General features: G+C 68.7%; 23 protein-coding genes. 11 read left to right on the top strand and 12 right to left on the bottom strand.

What is annotated here, in order from left to right; genetic code table 11:
- Positions 1-153: 153 nt before the first annotated feature.
- From ACQPYS_RS04370 to ACQPYS_RS04355, 4 genes are all read right to left on the bottom strand, one after another.
- Positions 154-1,314, bottom strand: coding sequence for an acyl-CoA dehydrogenase (locus ACQPYS_RS04370; protein ID WP_063035792.1), 1,161 nt, complete (start codon positions 1,312-1,314; stop codon positions 154-156).
- Positions 1,315-1,432: 118 nt separating this feature from the next.
- Positions 1,433-2,137 carry a TetR family transcriptional regulator gene (locus ACQPYS_RS04365; protein WP_433491760.1) on the bottom strand — a complete coding sequence of 235 codons (705 nt, stop codon included), beginning with the start codon at positions 2,135-2,137 and terminating at the stop codon, positions 1,433-1,435.
- Between the two features lie 162 nt (positions 2,138-2,299).
- Positions 2,300-2,827, bottom strand: a complete 528-nt coding sequence (gene purE / locus ACQPYS_RS04360) for a 5-(carboxyamino)imidazole ribonucleotide mutase (protein WP_433491759.1) — start codon at positions 2,825-2,827, stop codon at positions 2,300-2,302.
- Positions 2,820-3,992 (bottom strand): 5-(carboxyamino)imidazole ribonucleotide synthase, encoded by a 1,173-nt coding sequence (locus ACQPYS_RS04355; RefSeq protein ID WP_431941101.1) that lies wholly within the window; start codon positions 3,990-3,992, stop codon positions 2,820-2,822. Before ACQPYS_RS04355 ends, purE begins: the two co-directional genes overlap by 8 nt.
- A gap of 87 nt (positions 3,993-4,079) precedes the next feature.
- Between ACQPYS_RS04355 and ACQPYS_RS04350 the strand changes: the two genes are divergently transcribed.
- Positions 4,080-4,631: a GtrA family protein gene (locus ACQPYS_RS04350; RefSeq protein WP_063035789.1), complete on the top strand. Its 552-nt coding sequence runs from the start codon at positions 4,080-4,082 to the stop codon at positions 4,629-4,631.
- Positions 4,632-4,645: 14 nt separating this feature from the next.
- Here ACQPYS_RS04350 and ACQPYS_RS04345 read toward each other — a convergent pair whose 3' ends face one another.
- From ACQPYS_RS04345 to ACQPYS_RS04330, 4 genes are all read right to left on the bottom strand, one after another.
- Positions 4,646-5,956: a sensor histidine kinase gene (locus tag ACQPYS_RS04345; RefSeq protein WP_063035788.1), complete on the bottom strand. Its 1,311-nt coding sequence runs from the start codon at positions 5,954-5,956 to the stop codon at positions 4,646-4,648.
- Position 5,957: 1 nt separating this feature from the next.
- Positions 5,958-6,635, bottom strand: a complete 678-nt coding sequence (locus tag ACQPYS_RS04340; RefSeq protein ID WP_030522487.1) for a response regulator transcription factor — start codon at positions 6,633-6,635, stop codon at positions 5,958-5,960.
- A gap of 71 nt (positions 6,636-6,706) precedes the next feature.
- Positions 6,707-7,219 carry a PH domain-containing protein gene (locus ACQPYS_RS04335; RefSeq protein WP_063035787.1) on the bottom strand — a complete coding sequence of 171 codons (513 nt, stop codon included), beginning with the start codon at positions 7,217-7,219 and terminating at the stop codon, positions 6,707-6,709.
- A 252-nt stretch (positions 7,220-7,471) separates the two neighbouring features.
- A complete protein-coding gene (locus tag ACQPYS_RS04330; protein WP_431941079.1) occupies positions 7,472-8,272 on the bottom strand; it encodes a biotin--[acetyl-CoA-carboxylase] ligase in 801 nt (266 codons plus the stop codon).
- Between the two features lie 527 nt (positions 8,273-8,799).
- Between ACQPYS_RS04330 and ACQPYS_RS04325 the strand changes: the two genes are divergently transcribed.
- From ACQPYS_RS04325 to ACQPYS_RS04315, 3 genes are all read left to right on the top strand, one after another.
- Entirely contained in the window at positions 8,800-10,440 is a 1,641-nt protein-coding gene (locus ACQPYS_RS04325; protein WP_063035786.1) for an acyl-CoA carboxylase subunit beta, read from the top strand.
- A gap of 120 nt (positions 10,441-10,560) precedes the next feature.
- Positions 10,561-10,890: an acyl-CoA carboxylase subunit epsilon gene (locus tag ACQPYS_RS04320; RefSeq protein ID WP_431941080.1), complete on the top strand. Its 330-nt coding sequence runs from the start codon at positions 10,561-10,563 to the stop codon at positions 10,888-10,890.
- Between the two features lie 25 nt (positions 10,891-10,915).
- On the top strand, positions 10,916-11,554 hold the full coding sequence (locus ACQPYS_RS04315) for a Maf family protein (RefSeq protein WP_433491758.1): 639 nt from the start codon (positions 10,916-10,918) through the stop codon (positions 11,552-11,554).
- On the opposite strand, the gene ACQPYS_RS04310 is transcribed toward ACQPYS_RS04315, so the two are convergent.
- Complete coding sequence (locus tag ACQPYS_RS04310; RefSeq protein ID WP_433491757.1) at positions 11,483-12,463, bottom strand: helix-turn-helix transcriptional regulator; 981 nt, start codon at positions 12,461-12,463, stop codon at positions 11,483-11,485. The genes ACQPYS_RS04315 and ACQPYS_RS04310 overlap by 72 nt on opposite strands.
- Positions 12,464-12,629: 166 nt before the next feature.
- On the opposite strand from ACQPYS_RS04310, the gene ACQPYS_RS04305 reads away from it, so the two are divergent.
- The 3 genes from ACQPYS_RS04305 (at position 12,630) to ACQPYS_RS04295 (ending at position 17,016) form a co-directional block, all read left to right on the top strand.
- A complete protein-coding gene (locus tag ACQPYS_RS04305) occupies positions 12,630-13,487 on the top strand; it encodes a sulfurtransferase (RefSeq protein WP_433491756.1) in 858 nt (285 codons plus the stop codon).
- Between the two features lie 624 nt (positions 13,488-14,111).
- Positions 14,112-15,899: an acetyl/propionyl/methylcrotonyl-CoA carboxylase subunit alpha gene (locus ACQPYS_RS04300; RefSeq protein ID WP_433491755.1), complete on the top strand. Its 1,788-nt coding sequence runs from the start codon at positions 14,112-14,114 to the stop codon at positions 15,897-15,899.
- Between the two features lie 127 nt (positions 15,900-16,026).
- Positions 16,027-17,016, top strand: a complete 990-nt coding sequence (locus ACQPYS_RS04295; protein WP_245664504.1) for a patatin-like phospholipase family protein — start codon at positions 16,027-16,029, stop codon at positions 17,014-17,016.
- On the opposite strand, the gene amaB is transcribed toward ACQPYS_RS04295, so the two are convergent.
- Positions 16,984-18,519 carry an L-piperidine-6-carboxylate dehydrogenase gene (gene amaB / locus ACQPYS_RS04290; RefSeq protein WP_433491754.1) on the bottom strand — a complete coding sequence of 512 codons (1,536 nt, stop codon included), beginning with the start codon at positions 18,517-18,519 and terminating at the stop codon, positions 16,984-16,986. The genes ACQPYS_RS04295 and amaB overlap by 33 nt on opposite strands.
- A gap of 112 nt (positions 18,520-18,631) precedes the next feature.
- Here amaB and ACQPYS_RS04285 point away from each other — a divergent pair, with 112 nt between their 5' ends.
- Positions 18,632-19,084, top strand: a complete 453-nt coding sequence (locus tag ACQPYS_RS04285) for an Lrp/AsnC family transcriptional regulator (protein WP_030522498.1) — start codon at positions 18,632-18,634, stop codon at positions 19,082-19,084.
- A gap of 85 nt (positions 19,085-19,169) precedes the next feature.
- Complete coding sequence (gene lat / locus ACQPYS_RS04280; protein WP_433491753.1) at positions 19,170-20,528, top strand: L-lysine 6-transaminase; 1,359 nt, start codon at positions 19,170-19,172, stop codon at positions 20,526-20,528.
- An 18-nt stretch (positions 20,529-20,546) separates the two neighbouring features.
- On the opposite strand, the gene ACQPYS_RS04275 is transcribed toward lat, so the two are convergent.
- Positions 20,547-20,891 carry a hypothetical protein gene (locus ACQPYS_RS04275; RefSeq protein WP_063035779.1) on the bottom strand — a complete coding sequence of 115 codons (345 nt, stop codon included), beginning with the start codon at positions 20,889-20,891 and terminating at the stop codon, positions 20,547-20,549.
- Between the two features lie 197 nt (positions 20,892-21,088).
- Here ACQPYS_RS04275 and ACQPYS_RS04270 point away from each other — a divergent pair, with 197 nt between their 5' ends.
- Complete coding sequence (locus ACQPYS_RS04270; RefSeq protein WP_433491752.1) at positions 21,089-22,927, top strand: protein kinase domain-containing protein; 1,839 nt, start codon at positions 21,089-21,091, stop codon at positions 22,925-22,927.
- Between the two features lie 10 nt (positions 22,928-22,937).
- On the opposite strand, the gene ACQPYS_RS04265 is transcribed toward ACQPYS_RS04270, so the two are convergent.
- Positions 22,938-23,489 (bottom strand): histidine phosphatase family protein, encoded by a 552-nt coding sequence (locus tag ACQPYS_RS04265; RefSeq protein WP_433491751.1) that lies wholly within the window; start codon positions 23,487-23,489, stop codon positions 22,938-22,940.
- Positions 23,490-23,596: 107 nt separating this feature from the next.
- On the opposite strand from ACQPYS_RS04265, the gene vapB reads away from it, so the two are divergent.
- Positions 23,597-23,875, top strand: a complete 279-nt coding sequence (gene vapB / locus ACQPYS_RS04260; RefSeq protein ID WP_063035776.1) for a type II toxin-antitoxin system VapB family antitoxin — start codon at positions 23,597-23,599, stop codon at positions 23,873-23,875.
- The last annotated feature ends 53 nt before the right edge of the window (positions 23,876-23,928 follow it).

Below are 23,928 nucleotides of genomic sequence, written 5' to 3'. Positions count from 1 at the left end.
GCGAGTCCCGTCCATGCCCACGAGCGTACCGAGGGCCGCCTTCGCTCCCCGCCGGCCTCGATAACGTGTTGGGACGGTCTGCACCGTCTGACGGCCCGGCGGCGGCCTGAGCGTGGATCTCAGGCCACCACCCGAACGCCGCGATCCGGAGAATTACCCCTTGAGCAGCGCGCGGGACATGACCACCCGCTGGATCTGATTGGTGCCCTCGTAGATCTGAGTGATCTTGGCGTCGCGCATCATTCGTTCCACCGGGAAATCGGTGGTGTAGCCGGCCCCACCGAACAACTGGACCGCGTTCGTGGTGACCTCCATCGCTACGTCGGAGGCGAAGCATTTGGCGGCGGCGGAGATGAAGCCGAGGTTCGGTTCGCCACGCTCGGCGCGGGCAGCGGAGGTGTAGACCATCAGCCGGGCGGCTTCGATCTTCATTGCCATATCGGCCAGCATGAACTGGGTGTTCTGGAAGTCGGCGATGGACTTGCCGAACTGTTTGCGGTCCTTGGTGTAGGCCAGGGCGGCGTCCAGGGCGCCCTGGGCCAGGCCGACGGCCTGCGCGCCGATGGTGGGGCGGGTGTGGTCGAGGGTCTGCAGGGCGGTTTTGAAGCCGGTGCCCGGTTCACCGACGATGCGGTCGCCGGGGATTCTGCAGTTCTCGAAGTACAGTTCGGCGGTCGGTGAGCCCTTGATGCCGAGCTTGTGTTCGAGCGGGCCCACCACGAAGCCTTCGTCGTCCTTGTGCACCAGGAACGCGGAGATACCGTTGGCGCCCTTGTCGGGGTCGGTGACGGCCATGACGGTGTACCAGGAGGATTTGCCGCCGTTGGTGATCCAGCACTTGGATCCGTTGATGATCCAGTCGTCGCCCTCCTGACGGGCGCGGGTGCGCATACTGCCCGCGTCCGAGCCGGCTTCCCGCTCGGACAGCGCGTACGAGGCCATTTCGCCGTCGACGATATCGGCGAGGACCTTCTGTTTGAGTTCCTCGGAGCCGTTGAGGATCATGCCCATGGTGCCGAGCTTGTTCACGGCCGGGATCAGCGAGGAGGAACCGCAGACGCGGGCGACCTCTTCGATGACGATGCAGGTGGCCACGGAATCGGCACCCTGGCCGCCGTATGCCTCCGGGACGTGCACGGCATTGAAGCCGGCGGCGTTGAGCGCGGAGAGGGCTTCCTCGGGGAACCGGGCGTGCTCGTCGACGTCCTTGGCGTACGGGGCGATTTCCTTCTCGCACAGGGCGCGGATGGCCGAACGCAGCTCATCGTGGAAGTCCGCCAGCTTGAACAGATCGAAATCCGGGTTTCCCGCCATTGGGTTCACTCCTGTTGCGTACGGGGGCGGCGCCGATAATCGGCACTCAGTGTCAAGACCTCGGCCCAGTATACCGCTCGCTATCTCTAGTTCGTCCGTCACGTTCTGGCACTCAGTGTCAATCGGTGGGCGCTTCTGCCAAACTACCCAGCCGTTGCCGCAGCAGTTCGGCGACATGCCGGACGGGCAGGTCGCGGCGGAATACGGCGAGCACCAGATCGTCCTCACCGCCCGGGCGCCGGCCACCCCGGGGGATCTCGCCGAGCGCGGCCCGCAGATCGCCGGGCCGCGCCGCCGATTCGCCGCGGATCATCCGGCGCAGCAGATAGTTGTGGGTGGCGGTCACCGCGGCCGCGAACTGGACGCGGGCCAGATCGGGGGAATCGGGCAACCGCTCGCGCAGATAATCGGTGAACAGGCGCTCGTAACGGAAGACGGTCACGATCTCCCGGTCGCGCAGCGCCGGGACCCGGCGCACCACGCGATAGCGCCGCTCGGCGATATCGCGCCAGCGGGTGAACCGCTCGAACACCCCGACCGCGGCCTCACAGACCGCGTCCCACGGGTCGAGCTGCGCCTGCTGCAGATACTCCTGCGCCGCGGCGAGCTGGGCCTCGTGATCGGCGAAGATCACATCCTCTTTGGACCGGAACTGCCGGAAGAACGTCCGCCGCGATATCCCGGCGGCCTCGGCTATCTCATCCACCGAGGTCGCCTCGTAGCCCTGATCCGCGAACAAACGCAACGCCTCGTCCACGACACCGAGCCGGAAGCGGACTAGCTCGGCGCCGCCGATTCGGCGGCCGGTTTCCTCGTTGTCCATGGCGACACGGTAGCGAGCGGCCGGCCGGGCGCGTCCGCGCCGGCCGTCGAGCGTCGTATGGCGAACAGCACACCGGTCGTGCGGGCCGGCGTGGTGCGGTCGGCCGACGGCCGACCACGCGAACGGCTCTGCCCGGGGCGCCCCCGCCCCGGGCAGTCGCGTTCAGCCCAACAAGCGCGCGCGCAGCGCCTCGTCTTTCTCGAGCACCATGGTTTCCAGCCCGGCCTGGAACTGTTCCATCCGCTCGCGCAGCGCCGGATCGTGCGTGCCGAGAATCCGGGCGGCCAGCAGGCCGGCGTTGCGGGCACCGCCGATCGACACGGTGGCCACCGGAACCCCGGCGGGCATCTGGACGATCGAGAGCAGCGAATCCATACCGTCGAGGTACTTCAGCGGAACCGGCACACCGATCACGGGCAGCGGGGTCGCCGAGGCGACCATGCCCGGTAGATGCGCGGCGCCACCCGCACCCGCGATGAGCACCCGCAGCCCCCGGCCCGCGGCGCCGCGGGCGTAGTCGAGCATGCGCTGCGGCGTCCGGTGCGCGGACACCACCCCCACCTCGAAACGGATCCCGAACTCGGCCAGCGCCTCGGCGGCGGCCTCCATCGTGGGCCAGTCGGAATCGCTTCCCATGATCAACCCGACCACCGGGGAGCCCGGAACACTGCTTTCCACCACGTCACTCATGCGGGTCCCATCCATCGGTCCATACCGCGTGCGACATCCAGTGCGCCGCGCGCTCGGCTCGTTCCCGTACCACCGCGACATCGTCGCCGAGCACGTTCACATGCCCGATCTTGCGGTCCGGGCGTTCGCCCTTGCCGTAGAGGTGCACCTTGGCGTCCGGCATCCGAGCGAACAGGTGGTGCAGGCGTTCGTCCATCGACATGGCCGGCGCCTCGGGCGCCCCGAGGATATTCGCCATCACCGTCACCGGCGCGAGCGGGCGGGTATCGCCGAGCGGGTAGTCGAGCACCGCGCGCAGATGCTGTTCGAACTGGCCGGTGCGGGCGCCGTCCATCCCCCAGTGCCCGGAGTTGTGCGGACGCATGGCCAGCTCGTTGATCAGCAGAGTGCCGTCGGTGGTCTCGAACAATTCCACCGCCATCGCGCCGACCACCCCGAGATCCGCGGCGAGCCGCAGCGCGAGCCCCTCGGCCTCGGCGGCCAGCTCCTCGTCGAGATCGGGCGCCGGGGCGATCACCACAGCGCACTGACCACGGCGCTGCACGGTCTCCACCACCGGCCAGGTCGCGGCCTGACCGTACGGCGAGCGCGCCACCATGGCCGACAGCTCGCGTTTCAGCGGGACCCGCACCTCGGCCAGCAGTTGCACGCCCACGCCGAGCTGTTCGGCGACGATCTTCGCCGCGGCGTCGGCATCCTCGGGCATCCACACGCCGCGCCCGTCGTAGCCGCCGCGGATCGCCTTGAGCACGATCGGCCAGCCGTGCTCTTCGCCGAAACCCACCGCCGCGGCCTCCGACTCGACCACGGTGAACGCGGGGACGGGCAACCCGCGCGCGGACAATTCCGTGCGCATGGCCAGTTTGTCCTGGGCGAAGCGCAGCGCGTGCGGTGGCGGAAGCACATTCACCCCCTCCGCGACCAATGCCTCGAGGTGCTCGGTGGGCACATGCTCGTGATCGAAGGTGAGCGCGTGCGCACCGGTCGCCGCCCGGCGCAACGCGCCGAGGTCGGAATGGCTACCGAGCACCACGTCGGGGCTCACCTGGGCCGCCGGGTCGTCCGGCCGTTCGGCGAGCACCCGGAGCCGCTGCCCCAGCTCGATGGCCGCCTGATGCGTCATCCGCGCCAGCTGCCCGCCACCGATCATGGCGACGGTCGGCATCGCGGCAGGGTCGAAACTACGTGCGTTCACGTCGGTCAATACTGTCACGTCCTGCGCGAACGGCAGCTGGCGGTATGCTCCGGACTTGTGTCATTCGTCGACGACGTGGTCAGCGTCCTGCCGCGACCTCTCCAGGAGATCGCCTACCGCCAGCGCGAGCTCATCAAGTTCGCCATTGTCGGAGCGACCACGTTCGTTATCGACGGCGGGATCTTCTACATCCTGAAGTGGACGGTGCTGGAGGAGAAGCCGGTCACCGCGAAGATCATCTCCGGTGTCATCGCAGTCATCGCCTCCTACATCCTCAACCGCGAATGGTCGTTCAAGAACCGCGGCGGGCGGGAACGCCATCACGAGGCACTGCTGTTCTTCGCGGTCAGCGGAGTGGGCGTGGTGCTGAGCATGGCGCCGCTGTACCTCTCCCGCTACGTCTTCCAGCTGCACCAGCCCACGGTCAGCTTCATGGTGGAGAACATCGCCGACTTCATCAGCGCCTACATCATCGGCAACCTGCTGCAGATGGCGTTCCGGTACTGGGCTATGCGGCGCTGGGTCTTCCCCGACGAGGTCGACGAGATGCTCGAACAGCTCGAAGAGTATGTGGAAGAGGAGCACGACCGGCGCACGCTCGGCCGCTGACCCCCCGCGACCGCTCAGCGCGGCTCCCCCACCACCCGCGTCTCCACCCGCGCGGCCAGCGGTTTGCCGAGGAACACCGCGAACAGCGCCGGCCGCCGCCGCTGCAGCTCCAGCCGGCCGCCGTCGGCCTCGATCAGGGCACGTGCCAACGCGAGTCCGACACCCGTGGATCCCGCGCCGGAGAAACCACGATCGAAGATATGCGGCGCCAGCTCGTCGCTGACCCCCTCGCCTTCGTCGGCGACCTGCACACACACCAGCGGTTCGCGATCCTGTCCGGGACGCACGGTGCGCACCGATACCGTGCAGGTACCGCCGCCGTGCATCAGGGCGTTGTCGACCAGCACCGTCACCGCCTCCCGCAATCGGGACCCGGACATGGGCGCCCGTAGCGATTCGTCACCGGTCAGGTACAGGGTGCGCCCGGCCTCCCGGAAGGGATGCGTCCACTCGGTCACGATGCCGCGCAGCTCGTCCATCACCGGGACCGGGTCGCGGTCGGTGGCGTCCTCGTCGCGCGAGGCCCGGACGAGATCGTCGATGGCCTCGGTCAACCGGTCGACCTGGGCCATGGCCTCCTCGGCCTCGTGCACCACCGCCGGATCGGTGTGCGCGGACAGTTCGTCCAGCCGCAACCGGACCGCGGTCAACCGACTGCGCAACTGATGGGACACGTCGGCTACCAGCGCGTGCTCACGTTGCAGCCGGCCGGCGATCTCGACGGTGGCCGAATCGAGCACATCGGAGACACGATCCAGTTCGGCGATACCGTGGCGGCGCGGATCCGGGCGGAAATCGCCCATGGCGAGCCGGGCGGCTCTGGCGGCCACATCACGGATGGGGTCGGCGACGCGGCGCGCGGTGACGATGGCGACCGTGATCGCCGCACCCAGTGAGATCGCCACGGCCAGCGCCACCCCGGCCACCGCCTGTCGCTGCCGGGCCTGCATCGGGGTCGCGGGCACCTCGAGTCGCAGTGATACATCGGTACCCATCGACAACGACTCCACCAGCGGGTCGGTCACCGTGGCGGCGCCGACCTCGACCTTCACCGCCGTATCCTCCGGCGCCGGATACACGACGGTGAGCCGCCCGCCCTCGGGCACCAGCGGCTGCACAGTGCGCAGATCGAGGCCGCCGCTGATCACCCCGCTGCCCTCTTCCTGACCGATGACCTCCGCGGAGATCAGTTCCAGTCGGCTGCGCAGATCGTTGCGGGTGATGTCCTCCACCCACAGCCACGCCGTATAGGTGAGCGGCACCCCGAGCACGACAGTGGTGAGCATCAGCACGGTCAGCATGGACCGCAGAATCCGCCGCCGCACGTCAGTCGGTGTTCAACCGGAAACCGACACCGCGCACAGTGACGATCCGCCGTTCCGCCATCGGGCCCTCGTCGCCGATCTTGCGCCGTAACCAGGACATGTGCATATCCAGGGTTTTGGACCCGCGCAGTTCGGCGTCGCCCCAGACCTCGCGCAGGATCGTCTCCCGGGGCACCACCTGACCGGCCCGATCGATCAGTACCTTGAGCAGCTCGTACTCCTTGTTCGCCAACCCGACTTCCACCCCGTTGACCAGTACCCGCCGTGCCGCCGGTTCCAGGCGGATCCCGCCGACCTCCACAGTGTCGTCGCCGATCCCGCTGCGGCGCAGCAGGGCGCGGACCCGGGCCAGCAGTTCGGCCAATCGGAAGGGTTTCCCGACGTAGTCGTCGGCACCGGCGTCCAGACCAACCACGAAATCGACCTCGTCGGTGCGGGCGGTGAGCATGAGTACAGCCATCTCGGCGCCCCGGGCCCGCACCTGCCGGCACACCTCCAGACCGTCCATTCCCGGCAATCCGAGATCGAGGATCAGCAGATCATGGTGTCCTTCCAGTGCCCGGTCCAACACCGCGGGACCGAAGCTCTCCACGGTCACCGAATACCCCTCGCGGCCCAGCGCCCGCGAGAGCGGCGCCGCGATGGCCTCGTCGTCTTCGCCCAGCAATACGGCGGTCATGCGACAAGATTACGGTCCACCGGCCCGGTACCCGCGTGCTCACGCCCGGGCAGCGGCCCGCGGCGCCGGGATCAGAAGCCGCCGTATCGGGGCGCCGCCTCGAAAACCTGGTGATAGAGCAGCGCGTGCACCTGTTCCACATCCGGGATATCGCTGTATTCCAGGGGTTCTTCGGATGACGATCCGATGATCAGTTCTCCGGTCCCGAACATCCGGTCGACCAGTCCGTGCCGGAACTGGACACTCGAGATCCGGCTCATCGGGATATCGATACCGGTGTGGGTCATCACACCTTCCCGGACCAGCACCCGGCGATCGGTGACGATGAAATGGGTGGATTTCCAGGTCACGATCGGCGCGATACTGCGCCATGCCAGCAGCAACAGCCATACGACCAGCACCACGAGCAGCAGGATCGTCCGCCACGACTCGTCGGCGGTACGCCACACCAGGCCGCCCAGGAAGCCGGCCACCGCGGTCACCACGATCAGCGTGATGATGGGCCAGAACAGCATCTTCCAATGCGGATGGGTGTGCAGGATCAACTCTTCATCGGGCGCCAGCGCATCCTCCGGATAACCCATGAGCGCACATTACCGCGTTTTTGGCGCCGCCTGCGGCGTCGCGGAGTTGAGGCCCCCTGGTGTCCGGCCGTTTCGGCCCCGAGACTCGAGCCTTCGGCTCCTGCGCTTTCGAGGCCGAACCGGCGAGACGGGTCTCACCCCTTCGAGGTGTCTCGCAAAAATCGACCTATGTGGGTCGCGTCGGCAAGCAAGGTCCGGGTCAGGCGCCGACTCGACCGCCCTACGGTTCCCGCGTGTGCGCCCACCGATTTCTCAGTCCCCGGGCCGCAGGTGCGTCACATCTCCCGCCGCGACCGCCCGGTCCTCGATCAGCAGTCGCCCCGCCGAATCGATATCGTGCGCGACCCCGGTCAGCACCCCACCTCCCGGCAGTTCCGCCCGGACCCGGGAGCCCAGTGTCGCGCAGCGTTCCCGGTAAGCGTCGGCGAGTGTCTCCGCGGCCCATCCGGATTCCTGCCACCGGGCGTAGCGGCGGGCGAACTCGGTCAGGAAAGACAGCACCAAGCGGGTGCGGTCGATATCGGTGGCGCCGCTGAGGAGCAGCGAGGTGGCGTGCGGTACGGGGAGTTCTTCCGCGGTGAGGGTGACATTCATCCCGATACCCACCACGATCGCCGGGCGGGGCCCCGCGGTGGCGACTTCGGCCAGGATGCCGGCGACCTTGCGCCCCTCGATCAGCACGTCGTTGGGCCATTTCAGGGTGGCGGGCACCCGGGCGGTCGTCGTGAGCGCGTCGACCGCGGCGATTCCGGTGAGCAGCGGCAACCAGCCGAGCGCTTCAGGATCCAGGTCTTCGGGCCGAATGAGCAGGGACAGCGCGATCTGCGCGCGCGGCGGACCGGCCCAGGCGCGGGCGAGCCGGCCGCGACCGCTCTCCTGCGCTTCGGCGACCAGTACGACACGATCGATCTCCGAGTCTGCGGCACGCGCGATCAGGTCCGCGTTGGTGGATCCGGTCGATTCGATCACGTCGATTCCGGTGTAGAACGCCAGTTCCGGAGTTCCGGTCAGCGCTCGCCGTAGATGTTCGACGTCCAACGGTGGCCTCTGCACCAGGGCAGGGTACTGGCCGGGGTCGGTGGTCACCGCACGGCGGGTGCGGTGACCACCGGGTCCAGCCGGCGAGGTCGTAGCCGGTGGGCCGGGAATCCGCGGATATCGCCTCGTTCTCCACGGTGTCGGGCTCTTCGGATTCGGTCTCGGCGACTGTTTCGGTGATGGTCGGTTCCGGCTCGTTCACCCGGGTGAACGCCAAGGCCTCCGGGAATCGGCCGTCTCGAGATGTCCAGTGCCACATAGCGGGCCACCTCCCCTCCGTATTCCAAAAGTGGCCTGCTGCAAGGGTATTGCCCGGCACCGCAGAGCGAAAGCGAATTAATCGCCGGCGCGCGCTCACGAACCGCACGGGTTAGGCTTGTGACGGATCACCGTGGCGTGTCGTGTGGACGTTCGCCGCGATTCGCGGTACACATATGAACCGGTGACGACTTGTCCACCTGGGGTTTTCCGGACCGGGTTCTACTCACCAGTAGCAGGATCTGGGTTAACAGCACTGTGCGCCTCTGGTTACACTCCGAGCCATGACGAGTGTCCAGCAGCAGCCCACGCCGGATTCGGCAGGTGCGCCCGATATCCACACCACCGCCGGCAAACTGGCTGACCTGCGGAATCGGCTGGAAGAAGCCCAGCATCCAATGGGTGAGGCCGCGATCGACAAGGTGCACGCCAAGGGCAAGATGACCGCGCGGGAGCGCATCCTCGCCCTGCTCGACGAGGGCTCTTTCGTCGAGCTCGACGCCCTGGCCCGGCATCGCAGCGTGAACTTCGGCCTCGACAAGCAGCGCCCGCTGGGCGACGGCGTAGTGACCGGCTACGGCACCGTCGACGGCCGCGAGGTGTGCATCTTCAGCCAGGATGTCACCGTGTTCGGCGGCAGCCTCGGCGAGGTCTACGGCGAGAAGATCGTCAAGGTCATGGACTTGGCGCTCAAGACCGGCCGGCCGCTGATCGGTATCAACGAGGGCGCCGGCGCTCGTATCCAGGAGGGCGTGGTCTCGCTCGGCCTCTACGGCGAGATCTTCCACCGCAATATCCAGGCCTCCGGCGTCATCCCGCAGATCTCGCTCATCATGGGCGCCGCCGCGGGTGGGCACGTGTACTCCCCCGCGCTCACCGACTTCGTGGTGATGGTCGATCAGACCAGCCAGATGTTCATCACCGGACCGGACGTCATCAAGACCGTCACCGGCGAAGAGGTCACCATGGAGGAGCTGGGCGGTGCCCATACCCACATGGTGAAGTCCGGTTCCGCGCACTATGTGGCCTCCGGCGAACAGGATGCCCTCGACTACGTCAAGGATCTGCTGTCCTACCTGCCGAGCAATAACCGCGCCGAGGCGCCGCGCTTCCCGGCCTCGGACCCGATCACGGGTGCGATCGAGGAATCGCTCACCGAAGAGGACATCGAACTCGACACGCTGATCCCGGATTCGCCGAACCAGCCCTATGACATGCACGAGGTCATCCGCCGGCTCCTCGACGACGACGAATTCCTGGAGATCCAGGCCGAGCGGGCCATGAACATCATCGTCGGCTTCGGCCGGGTCGACGGCCGCAGTGTCGGTATCGTCGCCAACCAGCCCACCCAGTTCGCCGGCTGTCTCGATATCGACGCCTCGGAGAAGGCCGCGCGGTTCGTCCGCACCTGCGACGCGTTCAATGTCCCGATCATCACCCTGGTGGATGTGCCCGGCTTCCTGCCCGGTACCGACCAGGAGTACAACGGCATCATCCGGCGCGGCGCCAAGCTGCTCTACGCCTACGGTGAGGCCACTGTGGGCAAAATCACGATCATAACCCGGAAGGCCTACGGCGGCGCCTACGACGTCATGGGTTCCAAGCATATGGGCGCCGATGTGAACCTGGCCTGGCCCACCGCCCAGATCGCTGTGATGGGTGCCTCCGGCGCGGTCGGGTTCGTGTACCGCAAGAAGCTGGCCGATGCCGCCCGCGACGGCTCCGACGTGGACAAACTGCGGCTGGAACTGCAGAACGAGTACGAGGACACGTTGGTCAATCCGTACGTCGCCGCCGAGCGCGGTTACGTGGACGCGGTGATCCCTCCGTCGCATACTCGCGGCCAGATCGTCTCCGCGCTGCGCCTGCTGGAGCGGAAGATGGTGACCATGCCTCCGAAGAAACACGGCAACATCCCGCTGTGATCCGGCGATACGCTCTGTAGGCCGCACACTGATTTCGGGTACGCGATCGGTGAGAGAAGATCGAGCGGGTTCCGTTGAGCCGCGCGAGCCCGCTCGAGGCAAGAGAGAGGATCTGGCACTGTGACGATTGTGGCAGAAGAAGAAGTATTGGCCGCAGCGGAACTGGACCTCGCGACCAGGGATGTGCCGGCCGATACCGCGACCGAAGCCGCCGCGGGCACTGTTGCCGCGACGAGCGAGGAGAAGCCGTTCCTCGTGATCGAGAAAGGCGCGCCGACCGACGCCGAGATCGCCGCGCTGGTGTGTGTATTCACCGCTGCCGCGGCCGCGGGTTCGGCGCCCGCCGATTCCGGCCCGCAGGATCTCTGGGGTAAGCCGACGATGATGCACCGCGGGAACTCCCCGTTCTCGCCGTACTCCTATCCGCAGCTGTCGCATCTGCGGTTCTGACACCGACCTCAGGAGAACTTCACACGTGACCCGGCTGGTCCTCGCGTCCGCGTCGCCCGCCCGTCGGTCGGTACTGCGCGCCGCGGGCATCGAACCCATAGTCCGAGTGTCGGATGTGGACGAGGATGCCGTGGCGGCAGCCCTGCCGGCCGGTACCGGGCCTCGGGAAGTGGTCGTCGAACTGGCCCGGGCGAAAGCCCGGGCCGTAGCGTCCACCCTGGCCGACGATCCACCGGACACCGATCTCCTCGTCGTCGGCTGCGATTCCATGCTGCTGATCGACGGCACACTCCAGGGCAAACCCCATACACCGGAGGTGGCGCTGGCGCGCTGGCAAACCATGGCCGGGCATTTCGCGGATCTGGTCACCGGGCACTGCGTCCTGCGCGTACGCGATGGCGTCGTCACCACCGAGGCGATCGACTGCAGCGCCACCACCGTGCACTTCGGTAAACCCGATCCCGCCGAACTGGACGCCTATATCGCCACCGGCGAACCGCTGCAGGTGGCGGGCGCGTTCACCCTCGACGGGCTGGGGGGCTGGTTCGTCGACCGGATCGACGGTGACCCCTCCAGCGTCGTCGGGATCGGATTACCACTGTTGCGCCGACTGCTCCAGGAAGTGGGCGTTGGCGTCGCCCAGCTGTGGGCCGACCGCACCTGAGGGGGGACCGCCGCGGAATGCCCGGCCACCCTGCTGCCTCGCGGACGGCGCCAGCGGCCCGGTAGCGGGCGGGAACGGGTCCGACTCCAGAGAGGCGGACGCGGGCGGCAACTGACTACCCGGCGGCACCGCCTGACCCGATACCCGCGACAACCGCGCCGCCTGCCCGGCGGCCGCATCGATATGCCCGGGCTGCGGGAGGCGGCGTGCGGCCGTGACCGCGGAGTCGGCCGCTTCCGTGGCCGGAGCCTGCGCCGGTGGCGGACCCACCCGCCGTAGCCGCACCTCGCACATCTCCTCGGTCACGAAAGGCACGAGTTCGGCCTCGACCGCATCCTGGGCCCCGGAACGCTCCAGCAGCGCCGCCAACAGCCCGCGATGCACCCCGCACACCACTTCGGTATGCGTTCGCGCCAGATCGCGCAGCGGACAGGCCGTCAGCCGGACCACCGCGCCCTGGTCGGGGTCGCGCACGGCGCTCTCCCGCCCGTCCCGTTCAGGGGCGAAACCCAGCTCCGACATCAGCGAGACGACGCGGTCCTTGGCATCACGCACCGACTCGACCGGTTCGCCTGCGGTATCGAGTTTGTCTCCCCAGGCGCGCCCGGCCGCCCGGCCGGCGGCCGCCTGCCGCTCCGGATCGGGTCCCAGCTGGTCGGCCAGCACCTGGGCCAGGTCCTGATAGCCGATGGTCCGCTGGACCGCCCGGTAACCGATCCGCGGCCGGCCCCGGCCGCGCGGCGGCTGCTGGAACTGCCGGACCAGTGACTCCCGGGTGAGGATGTCGAGATGGAACCGCACCGTGGTGACATGCTGGCCGGTGATCTGCGCCAGCTGCTGCGCGTCCAGGGGCTCGCTCGCGCCGCGGAGGATCGCGAGCAGGCGCCGCCGCGGCCAGGAATCAGACATGCTCACCCCTCCTTCGGGGAGACTTTATCGGAGACATGTGCGATCAAATCGCCCATTGCACCGACTCTGTGCTCATCAACAGATTCACGTCAAGCCACACTTACTATCCACAGTGCGGCTCGAACCTGTCGTCAGCACTGCCCGCCTCCTGTGAAGGAACCCGAACGTGCCCGTCGCCCCGGACCCATATCCCGCCTTCGCTTCCTATGCGCACCCACACCGTCTGGTAACCACGGAATGGCTGTCGGCAAACCTCGGCACGCCCGGTTTGAAGATCATCGAATGTAATGCCGACGTCCTCCTCTACGGCATAGGCCATGTTCCCGGGGCCAGCAAGCTCGACTGGCGCAGCGACCTCGACGACCCGGTGACCCGTGACTATATCGATGGCGAGCGGTTCACCGCACTCATGCGCGCCCGGGGCGTCGAATACGACGACACCGTCGTGTTGTACGGCAATGACGGTAACTCGCACGCCGCACACGCGCTGTGGCTTTTCACCATGTTCGGACACCGGGACGTCCGGCTGCTCGACGGCGGTCGCGACGCCTGGGTCGCCGAGGGCCGCGATATGGTCTTCGAAACCCCCGAACCGGCGTGCAGCCGGTATCCGCAGGTCGAGCGGGACGATACATCGATCCGCGCTTTCCGCGACGATGTCCTCGAGCACCTGGGCGAACCGCTGGTCGACGTGCGCTCCCCGCACGAGTACGCGGGCGACCCCGGCGAGGGCGGCCCCGGCACCGCCCTGCGGGGCGGCCACATCCCCACCGCGGTCAACATTCCCTGGACCAGCGCCCTCACCGCCGGTTCCCGCTTCCGCGGCCGCACCGAACTGGACGAGATCTACGGCACCATCGAGCCGGGCCCGGTCACCGTCTACAGCGGTGTCGGCGAACGCTCCAGCCACACCTGGTTCGTCCTGAAGTATCTGCTGGGCCGCGAGACGGTACGCAACTACGACGGCTCCTGGACCGAATGGGGAAACTCGGTCCGCATGCCCATAGCCACCGGCGGGGTGTGACGGGAGCTCCCCGTGCCCGCAAAACAGGAGGTCCGCCCGGCCACCTGCAACCTTCGAGGTGTCTCGTAAAACAGTGAGGATGGTGGCGGCCCCGCAGTTGGCTTGTCCTGACCCGTCGTACAACTAGACGCATGCGGTGGCGTCTCGACTCATGTGGTGGCGTGGGGCGGACGTGGTCGAGGCCCGTCTCGCCCCTTGGCCGAAGGCGCTCAAAGGTCGCTCTCCATGGACGACCCCCCGCACATCGCATGAGCCGAAGGCTCGGGTCTCGAGGACGAAACGGCGAGACCAAGGGGGCCTCGACCCCGCGACGCCGCAGGCGCCGCCAAAAGCGCAGCAGTGTGCCACATAGTCGGCTCCGACCCATTGTGATCTGCGACCTACTGCCCGGTAGCCCTATCCGAGTTCCGGCTTTGTTGGCAGACTGCCTACACTCGCCCCGAGACAGATAGTGTCGACCACGGGCGCGGAGCCCGCGTAGCGGATCCGAACCCACGGACCCGGAGCCCACCAAGCGATCCGATCCTCTTCGGAAGCCGGACAGCGGACCCCGATCCGCGGGAGCGGAGCCGAAGCGCGGCCCATCCCGCACAGCGAACACAGAGATTGCACACAGGAGGCTCAGTGCCCAGCCATGCCAGCGCGCGGATCACGAAGGTACTCGTAGCTAACCGAGGCGAGATTGCCGTGCGCGTTATCCGGGCGGCCAAGGACGCCGGCCTCGGCAGTGTCGCGGTTTACGCGGAGCCCGATGCCGACGCACCCTTCGTCGAGCTCGCCGACGAAGCCTTCGCCCTCGGCGGGCAGACCTCTGCCGAGTCCTACCTGGTCTTCGACAAGATCCTGGATGCCGCCGCCAAATCCGGCGCCGACGCCATCCACCCCGGCTACGGCTTCCTCTCCGAGAATGCCGACTTCGCCCAGGCCGTCCTCGACGCCGGGCTGATCTGGATCGGCCCGTCGCCGCAGTCCATCCGCGACCTCGGTGACAAGGTCACCGCGCGGCATATCGCCGAGCGGGCGAAGGCGCCGATGGCCGCGGGCACCAAGGACCCGGTGAAGAACGCCGACGAGGTCGTCGAGTTCGCGAAGAAGTACGGCGTGCCGGTCGCGATCAAGGCCGCCTTCGGTGGCGGCGGCCGCGGGATGAAGGTCGCGCACACGATCGAGGAGATCCCCGAACTGTTCGAATCGGCGACCCGTGAAGCGGTCGCCGCCTTCGGTCGCGGCGAATGCTTCGTCGAGCAGTACCTGGACAAGGCCCGTCACGTCGAGGCCCAGGTGATCGCCGACCAGCACGGCAACGTGATCGTCGCCGGCACCCGCGACTGCTCGTTGCAGCGGCGCTTCCAGAAGCTGGTCGAGGAGGCTCCGGCCCCGTTCCTGACCGATGATCAGCGCGCTCGCATCCACGCTTCGGCCAAAGCCATCTGCAAGGAGGCCGGATACTACGGCGCCGGCACCGTCGAGTACCTGGTGCAGGGCGATACCGTCTCGTTCCTCGAGGTCAACACCCGCCTGCAGGTCGAGCACCCGGTCACCGAGGAGACCTCCGGTATCGACCTGGTCCGCCAGCAGTTCCGCATCGCCAACGGCGAGAAGCTGGAGATCACCGAGGATCCGACCCCGCGCGGCCACTCCTTCGAGTTCCGGATCAACGGCGAGGACGCGGGCCGCAACTTCCTGCCCGCTCCGGGCCCGGTCACCGTGTACTCCGAGCCGACCGGCCCGGGTGTGCGCGTCGACTCCGGCGTGGTGCAGGGCAGTGTGATCGGCGGCCAGTTCGACTCGATGCTGGCCAAACTGATCGTCACCGGCGAGAACCGGACCCAGGCCCTGGAGCGGGCGCGGCGGGCACTCGCCGAGTTCCACGTGGAGGGTCTGGCCACGGTCATCCCGTTCCACCGGGCCATCGTCGAGGATCCGGCCTTCATCGGCGACGGCGAATCGTTCGACGTCTACACCAAGTGGATCGAAACCGAGTGGAAGAACACCGTCGAGCCGTTCACCGGCGGCGCCCCGGCCGAAGCGGACGACGAGCCGCGGCAGAAGGTCGTGGTCGAGGTCGGTGGCCGCCGCGTCGAGGTGTCGCTGCCGGGCCAGTTCTCGATCGGTTCCGGCGCTCCGGCGGCGGCCGGTGCCGTCCGCAAGAAGCCGAAGCCGCGGACGCGGGGCGGCGCGGGCGGCGGCGCCGCCTCCGGTGACGCGGTCACCGCCCCGATGCAGGGCACCGTGGTCAAGGTCGCGGTGGAGGAAGGCCAGACCGTCGAGGCGGGCGATCTGATCGTGGTGCTCGAGGCCATGAAGATGGAGAACCCGGTGAATGCGCACAAGGCCGGTGTGGTCACCGGACTGAACGTGGCAGCCGGCGCCGCGATCACCCAGGGCACCGTTCTCGCCGAGATCAAGTAGCCGCTGTGCTGCGGGCCGCGCCCGGTATGCGACAGCGTGCCGACCGGTGAGCCAACAGTAGATGCACACTGTTCCGGAGCGGGTGAGCGGCCGATGGCCGCCACCCGCTCCGACGTATGGTGACCGGGTGAGCGCAGTACAACCGACGGTCGCGGAGGTGATCCGCGACCGTTTCGCATCCGCGAGCCGGACCGACGGCCATCGGCTCGTACTCGTGGTCGAGGGTGGCGGCAGCCGCGGGGTGTACTCCAGCGGAATGGTGCACGCGCTGGAGCAGCTCGGTATGGCCGGGGTCTTCGATGCGGTGTACGGCACCTCGGCGGGCGCGATCAACGCGGCGTGGCTGCTGTGCGGCCGGGCGGGGCGGGGTATGCAGGCCTGGACCGACGCCGCGATCATGCGCCGGGCCATCGCCCCGGCCCGGATGCTGCGCGGCCGGCCCGCGTTCGATCTGAACTATCTGGTGCACAAGGTGTACGACGGCCTGCATCCGATGGATTTTCCGGCCATCCTGGCCAACGAGACCACCTTCCACCCCATCGCCACCGATATCCACACCGGCGAACCGGTGGACCTGCATCCGTTCATCGTCGATAAGGCGACGCTGCAGACCGCGCTCCGGGCATCGTCCGGACTGCCGCTGCTGGCCGGCCCGCCGGTGGCGCTGGGTGGACGCCGCTACTTCGACGGCGGTCTCTCGGAAACGGTCCCCGTTCGCAGTGCGCTGCAGGCGGGGGCCACCCACGCGCTCATCCTGCGGACCCGGCGCGCCGACGAACGCCGCCCACCGCCGCCCTGGTTGCACGACGTGGTCGGCGGCACCTATATGCGGTTCACCGCCCCCGGCGCCTACCGGGCCTGGAAACTGCGGCCCGGCCAGCAGGCGCTGGAGGACGGGGTGATCGCCGGGATGGGTGCGGCGGCCTGCCAGATCCATCCGCCGGCCGGGTCACCGGATATCAGCAGCGTCGAAACCGATCCCGGCGTCTTGGCGCGCGGTATGGAGATCGGCCGCCGCGTGGCGGCCGAGTTCTTCTCCGAGTTCCGTCCCTTATCCGCCGAACCCTGCCGACCGACGCCGCCGTCAGTCGAAGCGGATGCCCTGGGCCAGGGGTAGATCGGTCGAGTAGTTGATAGTGTTGGTGGCGCGCCGCATATAGGCCTTCCACGCGTCCGAGCCCGATTCGCGGCCGCCGCCGGTGTGCTTCTCGCCGCCGAACGCGCCGCCGATCTCCGCGCCGGAGGTGCCGATGTTGACATTGGCGATACCGCAGTCCGAACCGTCGGCGGCGAGGAAGCGTTCGGCCTCCCGCTGGTCGGTGGTGAAGATCGCCGAGGACAGTCCCTGCGGTACAGCGTTGTGCAGGGTCAGGGCGGTGTCGAAATCGTCGTAGGTGAGGACGTAGAGGATCGGCGCGAAGGTTTCCTCGCGCACCACCGCGGTCTGGTCGGGCATCCGGACGATCGCCGGGTCGGCGTAGTACGCGGCGGGTCCCACCCCCTCTGGTTCGACCCGCTCGCCCCCGCACAGCACCGTGCCACCGTCGCGGCGGGCGCGCGCCAGCGCGTCCCGCATGCCGGCCCACGCGCCGGACCCGTGCAGCGGCCCCACCTGGACACCCGGGTCCAACGGGTTGCCCACCCGCAGCTGCCGGTACGCCCGCACCAGCCGGTCCAGCAGTTCGTCGGCGACCGAGGAGTGCACGATGAGCCGGCGCAGACTGGTACAGCGCTGTCCGGCGGTACCGACGGCCGCGAAGACGATGGCCCGGACCGCCAGATCCAGATCGGCGGACGGGCCGACCACGGCCGCGTTGTTCCCGCCCAGTTCCAGCAGGCAACGCCCGAATCGGGCGGCCACGCGCGGACCGACCGCGCGACCCATCGCCACCGACCCCGTCGCGCTGACCAACGCGATCCGCTCGTCGTCGGTCAGCCGCACACCGGCATCCGCGGAACCCAGGATCAGCTGGTGGATCCGGCCGTCCGCCCCGGCGGTGGCGGCGGCGCGGCGCAGCAGCGTATGGCAGGCGAGGGCGGTGAGCGGGGTGCGGTCCGAGGGCTTCCACACCACGGTGTCGCCGCAGACCAGCGCGACGGCGGTATTCCAGGCCCAGACAGCGACCGGGAAGTTGAAGGCCGAGATCACCCCGACGACACCGAGCGGATGCCAGGTCTCCATGAGCCGGTGGCCCGATCGCTCCGAGGCCATCGTGTACCCGTAGAGCTGGCGCGACAGCCCCACCGCGAACTCGCAGATATCGATCATCTCCTGTACCTCGCCGCGTGCCTCGGCGGGGATCTTGCCCACTTCGAGAGTGACGAGTTCGGCGAGTTCGTCCTGATGGCGGCGCAGCAGTACGGCGAGTTCGCGCACTACGCCCGCCCGCTGCGGCGCCGGGACCAGCCGCCAGGAAGCGAAGGCGGCGGCCGCTTCGGTTATCGCGGTATCGATGTCGGCGGGGCCGTCGGGCCGCAGGGCGACCAGCACTCCGCCGTCGATCGGGCAGCGCACGAGCATATCGCCGGGTGCCGGGTGCGGGATCTCCAGTGCGCGTAGCAGCGCGCCGATCCGGTCGGCGTATCCGGCGGGGACGGTCTGCTGTTCGGTCTCGGTCATCGCGAACTCCTCGGGTTCGGCCGGACGAAATACGCTGTGCGAATGGCACAGCCGGAGAATGAACGTTCACAACAGTGTTCCGGCGGTGTGCCCGCTACGTTAGCCTTCGCTGATGGCGGAAACACCGGCAAAACCAACCCTGGACGAGATCGATCGCCTGCTGATCCGGGAACTGATGGCCGATGGACGGGCGACCCTGTCCAATCTGGCCGAGAAGGCGAGTCTTTCGGTATCCGCCGTGCAGTCACGGGTGCGCAGGCTCGAGGCGCGCGGCGTGATCCGTGGCTATACCGCGAATGTCGATCCCGAAGCGCTGGGACAGCTGCTGTCGGCATTTGTGGCGATCACTCCTCTCGACCCTTCCCAGCCCGACGATGCCCCGGCGGCGCTGCAGAACATGCCGGGCATCGAGGCCTGCCATTCGGTGGCGGGCGACGAGAGCTACATCCTGCTGGTCCGGGTGGCCTCGCCACGGCATCTGGAACAGTTGCTGCAGCAGATCCGGGCGACGGCCAATGTCCGAACCCGGAGCACCATAATCCTTCAGACATTCTACGAAAAGTAGTCGAGACCGTAACAACTCTCATTAGTTACGGACTTGTCAGTAAATCTTCCTGACAAGCCGGTATCCAGTCCCGTACCGTCGGAGTGTGACCATCGAACTGGAGCACTCCGGCACGGGTGATGGCAGGACAGATGGCCGCATCCCCGCCTCTCGCGTGTTCGACACCCTGTCGGCCAGTATGCTCGCCGACGGTTTCGACCTGGTACTCGACCTGCGCGCATCCCGCGGCCGCCATCTGGTGGACGCCCGCGACGGCAGCGACTACCTCGATATGTTCGGTTTCTTCGCCTCCAGCGCGCTCGGGATGAACCATCCCGCGCTGACCGAGGACGCCGGGTTCCGCGCCGAATTGACCACGGCCGCACTGAACAAGCCGAGCAACTCCGATATCTACACGGTCGAGATGGCGCGTTTCGTGGACACCTTCGTCCGGGTGCTCGGCGATCCGCGCCTACCGCACCTGTTCCTCATCGACGGCGGCGCGCTCGCGGTGGAGAACGCGCTAAAAACCGCCTTCGACTGGAAGAGCCGGCACAACGAACTCCACGGGCGCACACCCCGACCCGGATACGAGGGCGGGGTGCTGCACCTGACGGGCGCGTTCCACGGCCGCAGCGGATACACCCTGTCGCTGACCAACACCGACCCGGTCAAAACCGAGCGCTTCCCGGCCTTCGACTGGCCGCGGATCGAAACACCCTGGCTCGGTCCGGATACCGATATCGAGGCGGCGGAACGACGCGCCCTCGAGCAGGCCGCCCGCGCCTTCGCCGAGCGGCCCCACGGAATCGCCTGCTTCATCGCCGAACCGATCCAGGGCGAAGGCGGCGACCGGCATATGCGCCCGGAATTCCTGCGCGCGGTCCAGGAACTGTGCCACGCCAACGACGCGCTGTTCGTCCTCGACGAGGTGCAGACCGGCGTCGGCATCACCGGAAGCACCTGGGCCTACCGGCAACTCGGCCTGGAACCGGACGTGGTGGCATTCGGGAAGAAGACGCAGGTGTGCGGGATCATGGCCGGCGGCCGGGTGGACGAGCTCGACGACAATGTCTTCACCGTGCCCTCGCGGCTGAACTCCACCTGGGGTGGCAATCTCACCGATATGGTGCGGGCCACCCGGATCCTCGAAGTCATCGAACGCGAAGATCTGATCGCCAGGGCCGCCGATCTGGGTGTGCTGCTGCTCGACCTGCTGCGTGACCTCGCCGAGCGGCAGCCCGCGGTCACCGAACCACGCGGGCGCGGTCTCATGTGTGCTGTCACGCTGTCGGACAACACCTTCCGTGATGCCGTCCTCACCACACTGTGGGAACGCGAACGGGTGCTCATGATCGGCTCCGGCGAACGCGGCATCCGTTTCCGGCCACCGCTGACGGTGGAACCCGGCGAGCTCATCGCGGCGGTAACCGCGCTGGACCGCGTGCTCAGCGACCTCGGCTGACACCGGCCCGGCCGGCGATCACACCGCGTCGGGGCGCAGCCCCAACGCCCCTGCGGCGAACCGGCGCACCGCCTCCGCAGCGGCGATCAGCGCCGCCTGCTGACCGGGCCGGGCCCAGCCCTCGACCGCGGCGGTCCCATCCGGTCGCGGGGTCACCCCGATCTCCGCGACCAGTTCCGCGGTGGCCGGCTGGCACACCGCCCAGGAGTAATGGGTTTCCGCCGCCCACTCGGCGCCGCGGCGGGCCACGTAATCCGGGTCGGTGATCCCGCCCGAGGCCAGCGCGGGCCGGTCATCGATCCGGTCATCGGCCCGTAGCGCCCGCAGATACCATGCGCCCGCGTTGATCTCGATCGCCTCCATCCGGTCACCCTCGCACAGACCGGCGGGCCCGGCCGACGCCGGTGCGGCTTCGCGGGGTCACGGTCGCGGACATATCGGTCGGTGACCTCACGCCGTGCCGCCGACCGTGGATAGGGTCGGGGTACAGTCCGGCCCCGGGCAGGTCCCGGATCCCCGCGACCGCAAGGACCGTGGGCCGGGACAGGGAAGGATGCGTCATGAGCGGGCAGCGATTGGGCCGCTACCGGCTCGAGCGATTGCTCGGCCAGGGTGGGATGGGCCAGGTGTGGCTCGCCCGCGCCGAGCCCTCGGGCGGCCGCCCGGGCGGGCGGGTCGCGCTCAAGCTGCTCCCCGTCGAACTCGCCGCCGACCAGACCTACCGCAGCCGGTTCGAGCGCGAAGCCGAACTCGCCGCCCGCCTGCACGACAGCCATATCGTGCCGATCCACGCCCATGGTGCGCTGGACGGCCGCCTGTTCATCGAAATGGAATACGTCGAGGGCGACGATCTGGGTCGTGTCCTGCGTTCGAACGGCCCACTGCCGCCGCGGCGCGCGGTCGATATCGTCGCCCAGACCGCGGCGGCGCTGGATGCCGCGCACCGGGCCGGACTGGTGCACCGGGATGTGAAACCGTCCAATATCGTCGTCCGGCGCGATGGTTTCGTGTACCTTATCGACTTCGGTATCGCCCACGGCGTCGGCAGTACCGCCCTCACCGCCTCCGGACTGGCGGTCGGGACCTGGGCGTACATGGCCCCGGAACGGTTCACCGGGAGCACCGACGCCCGCGCCGATATCTACTCCCTGGGTTGTGTGCTCTACGAATGCCTGGCCGGTACCCGCCCGTTCGGCGATACCGATCCGGCGCGGCAGATGCACGACCATCTCACGACCCCGCCGCCCAGCGTGCGCACGCTGGTTCCGGGGGTCCCCGTGGAACTGGATCGGGTGATCGCCCGGGCGCTGGCCAAGAACCCGGATGACCGTTACCGCACCGCCGGCGAGTTCGCGCGGGCCGCGCGGGGCGCTCTCGGTGCGGCGACGGCGCCGGACCCCGGCGCGGTGGAACATCCCGGGACCCGTCACTACGAACTCAACGACCGGCCCGCCGCGGCGGTCGCTGCCCATCCGGGCACCCGGGCCTACACGGCATACGAACCCGGCAGCCCGGCGGCCGAGCAGTCCCCGGCGTACCCGGGCACCCGGGCCTACACCGAGTACGCGCCCGGTGATTCGGCAGTCCGGCAGTCCCCGTCGCATCCGGCCACCCGGGCCTACACCGAATACACTCCCGGCGACCCGGGGCCGGTGCCTCCCGCCGCCCATCCCTCGACCTGGGCATACACCCGTCTGGAGACCAGGCCGCGACCCGGTCCCGCGCAGATCCCCGGGCCCGCGCCGCACGGCCGCGGCAATGCGGGCCCGGCGGTCGCACCGAACCGGCCCGCACCGCACGCGCCCGGCCCCCCGCCCCGCCGCCGCCCGGCGCGCCCCCGGACCAAACCGCCGCGGCGCCGCAAAAGCCTCATGCGCCGGTTGCTGCTGTGGCCGATCGTGCTCGTGGTTGTTCCGCTCCTACTGATCAGCGGCTGTGTGGCCGCGCTCGCCGGAGGTGCCGGGTCGATCCGGTTCTTCGGTGGCGACGGCACGCCGACAGCCGGGAGCGTCGCCGATCCCGGCGTCCCGGTCCGGGACGGCAACTTCGAATTCGCGGTCCGCGATGTGGTGTCGGGGGTGAGCGCGGTCGGTATCGAACGTGCCGAGGGCGCATTCGTGGTGGTCAGCTTCACCGTGCGCAATATCGCCGCCCAACCGAAGACCTACCTGCCGCTCGGGCAGGAACTCCACGATACGGCGGGCGCGAAATACGCCCCCGATGTGACCGCCACCGCGCAGCGCGCGGCCGCCGCCGCCGCGCCGCGCACCCTGCAACCGGATGAGTCGCTGGGCACCCACCTGGTCTACGAGATACCCATCGGATCGGTGCCCGCGCGCATGACCTTCCGCGATTTCCCGCTCTCGTTCGGCACCACGGTCGCCTTGGACGCCCGGTAACCCCGGCGGGTCAGTTCAACCGGAGTGTCCACGCGGTCCGGTGGTGCAGCCGGACCCGAGCGCCCGGCGCCACATCGAAACGCCAGAACGATTCCGGGGCGGCCGCCAGCGCCACGACCAGCGCCGCCCGGATCACCGCCGGGTGGGTCACCGCGATGGTATGCGGCGCCTCGCCACCGGCCGGCTCGCCGAGCCACCCGCGGACCCGGTCCAGCAGATCCAGGACGGACTCGCCGCCGTGGCCGCGGTATGCGGGATCGGTGAGCCAACGACCCACTTCTTCCGGCGGCAACAGGCCCGGTTCCGCACCACGCCAGGCGCCCGCGTCGAGATCGCGTAATCTCGACAGTGGTGCGGCATCCAAGCCCAGTAGCCGGGCAGTCTCTCTGGTCCGCCGCTCCGGGCCCGCGACTATCCGTGCGCCTGCCGGTGGTTCGATCGCCCGGTCCGCCAGCGCCGCCCGCCCCGCCGGGGTGAGCGGTTCATCGGCCGGGAAACGCGCCGCCCGTAACGCCTCGGTGACACCGTGGGAGATCAGATCGAGTTTCCGAACACCAGGCACCGTCGAAGCATAGAAACGCCGGACTGTCACCGGTAGCCGGCTGGAAGAAACACCATTCCGGCTCCCGGTCCATCGTGCCCCGCTGCCAGCCAGGAGGTGATCGAGGAATGACAGACATACTCATCCGCGCCGTGCCCGGTGCGGTCATCGACGAGATCGACCGGCAAGCCAATGGCCTGGGTATATCCCGTACCGAATTCCTCCGCCGCCGACTCAGCCGGGAGTTCCGGCGGGTCGGCGGCGTGACCACCGAGGATCTGATCCGGCTGGCCGGACTCGGCGGCGAGGCCCGGACCCCCGACCTGCTCTCTGCCGACCTCGCCGAAACAGAATTCACCGACCCGGGAATCACCGGTCCCGAGATGGTCGGTGGAGCCCCCGCCTGACCGGTCGGCCGCCCGGCCGGCCCGCGTCGGCCGGGTCACGCCCGCACCGGTGT

It is taken from the genome of Nocardia grenadensis (assembly GCF_050942415.1).
GTDB lineage: Bacteria > Actinomycetota > Actinomycetes > Mycobacteriales > Mycobacteriaceae > Nocardia > Nocardia grenadensis.
Note: the sequence above shows the minus strand (reverse complement) of the source record. Positions and strands in the feature narration are given on the sequence as shown.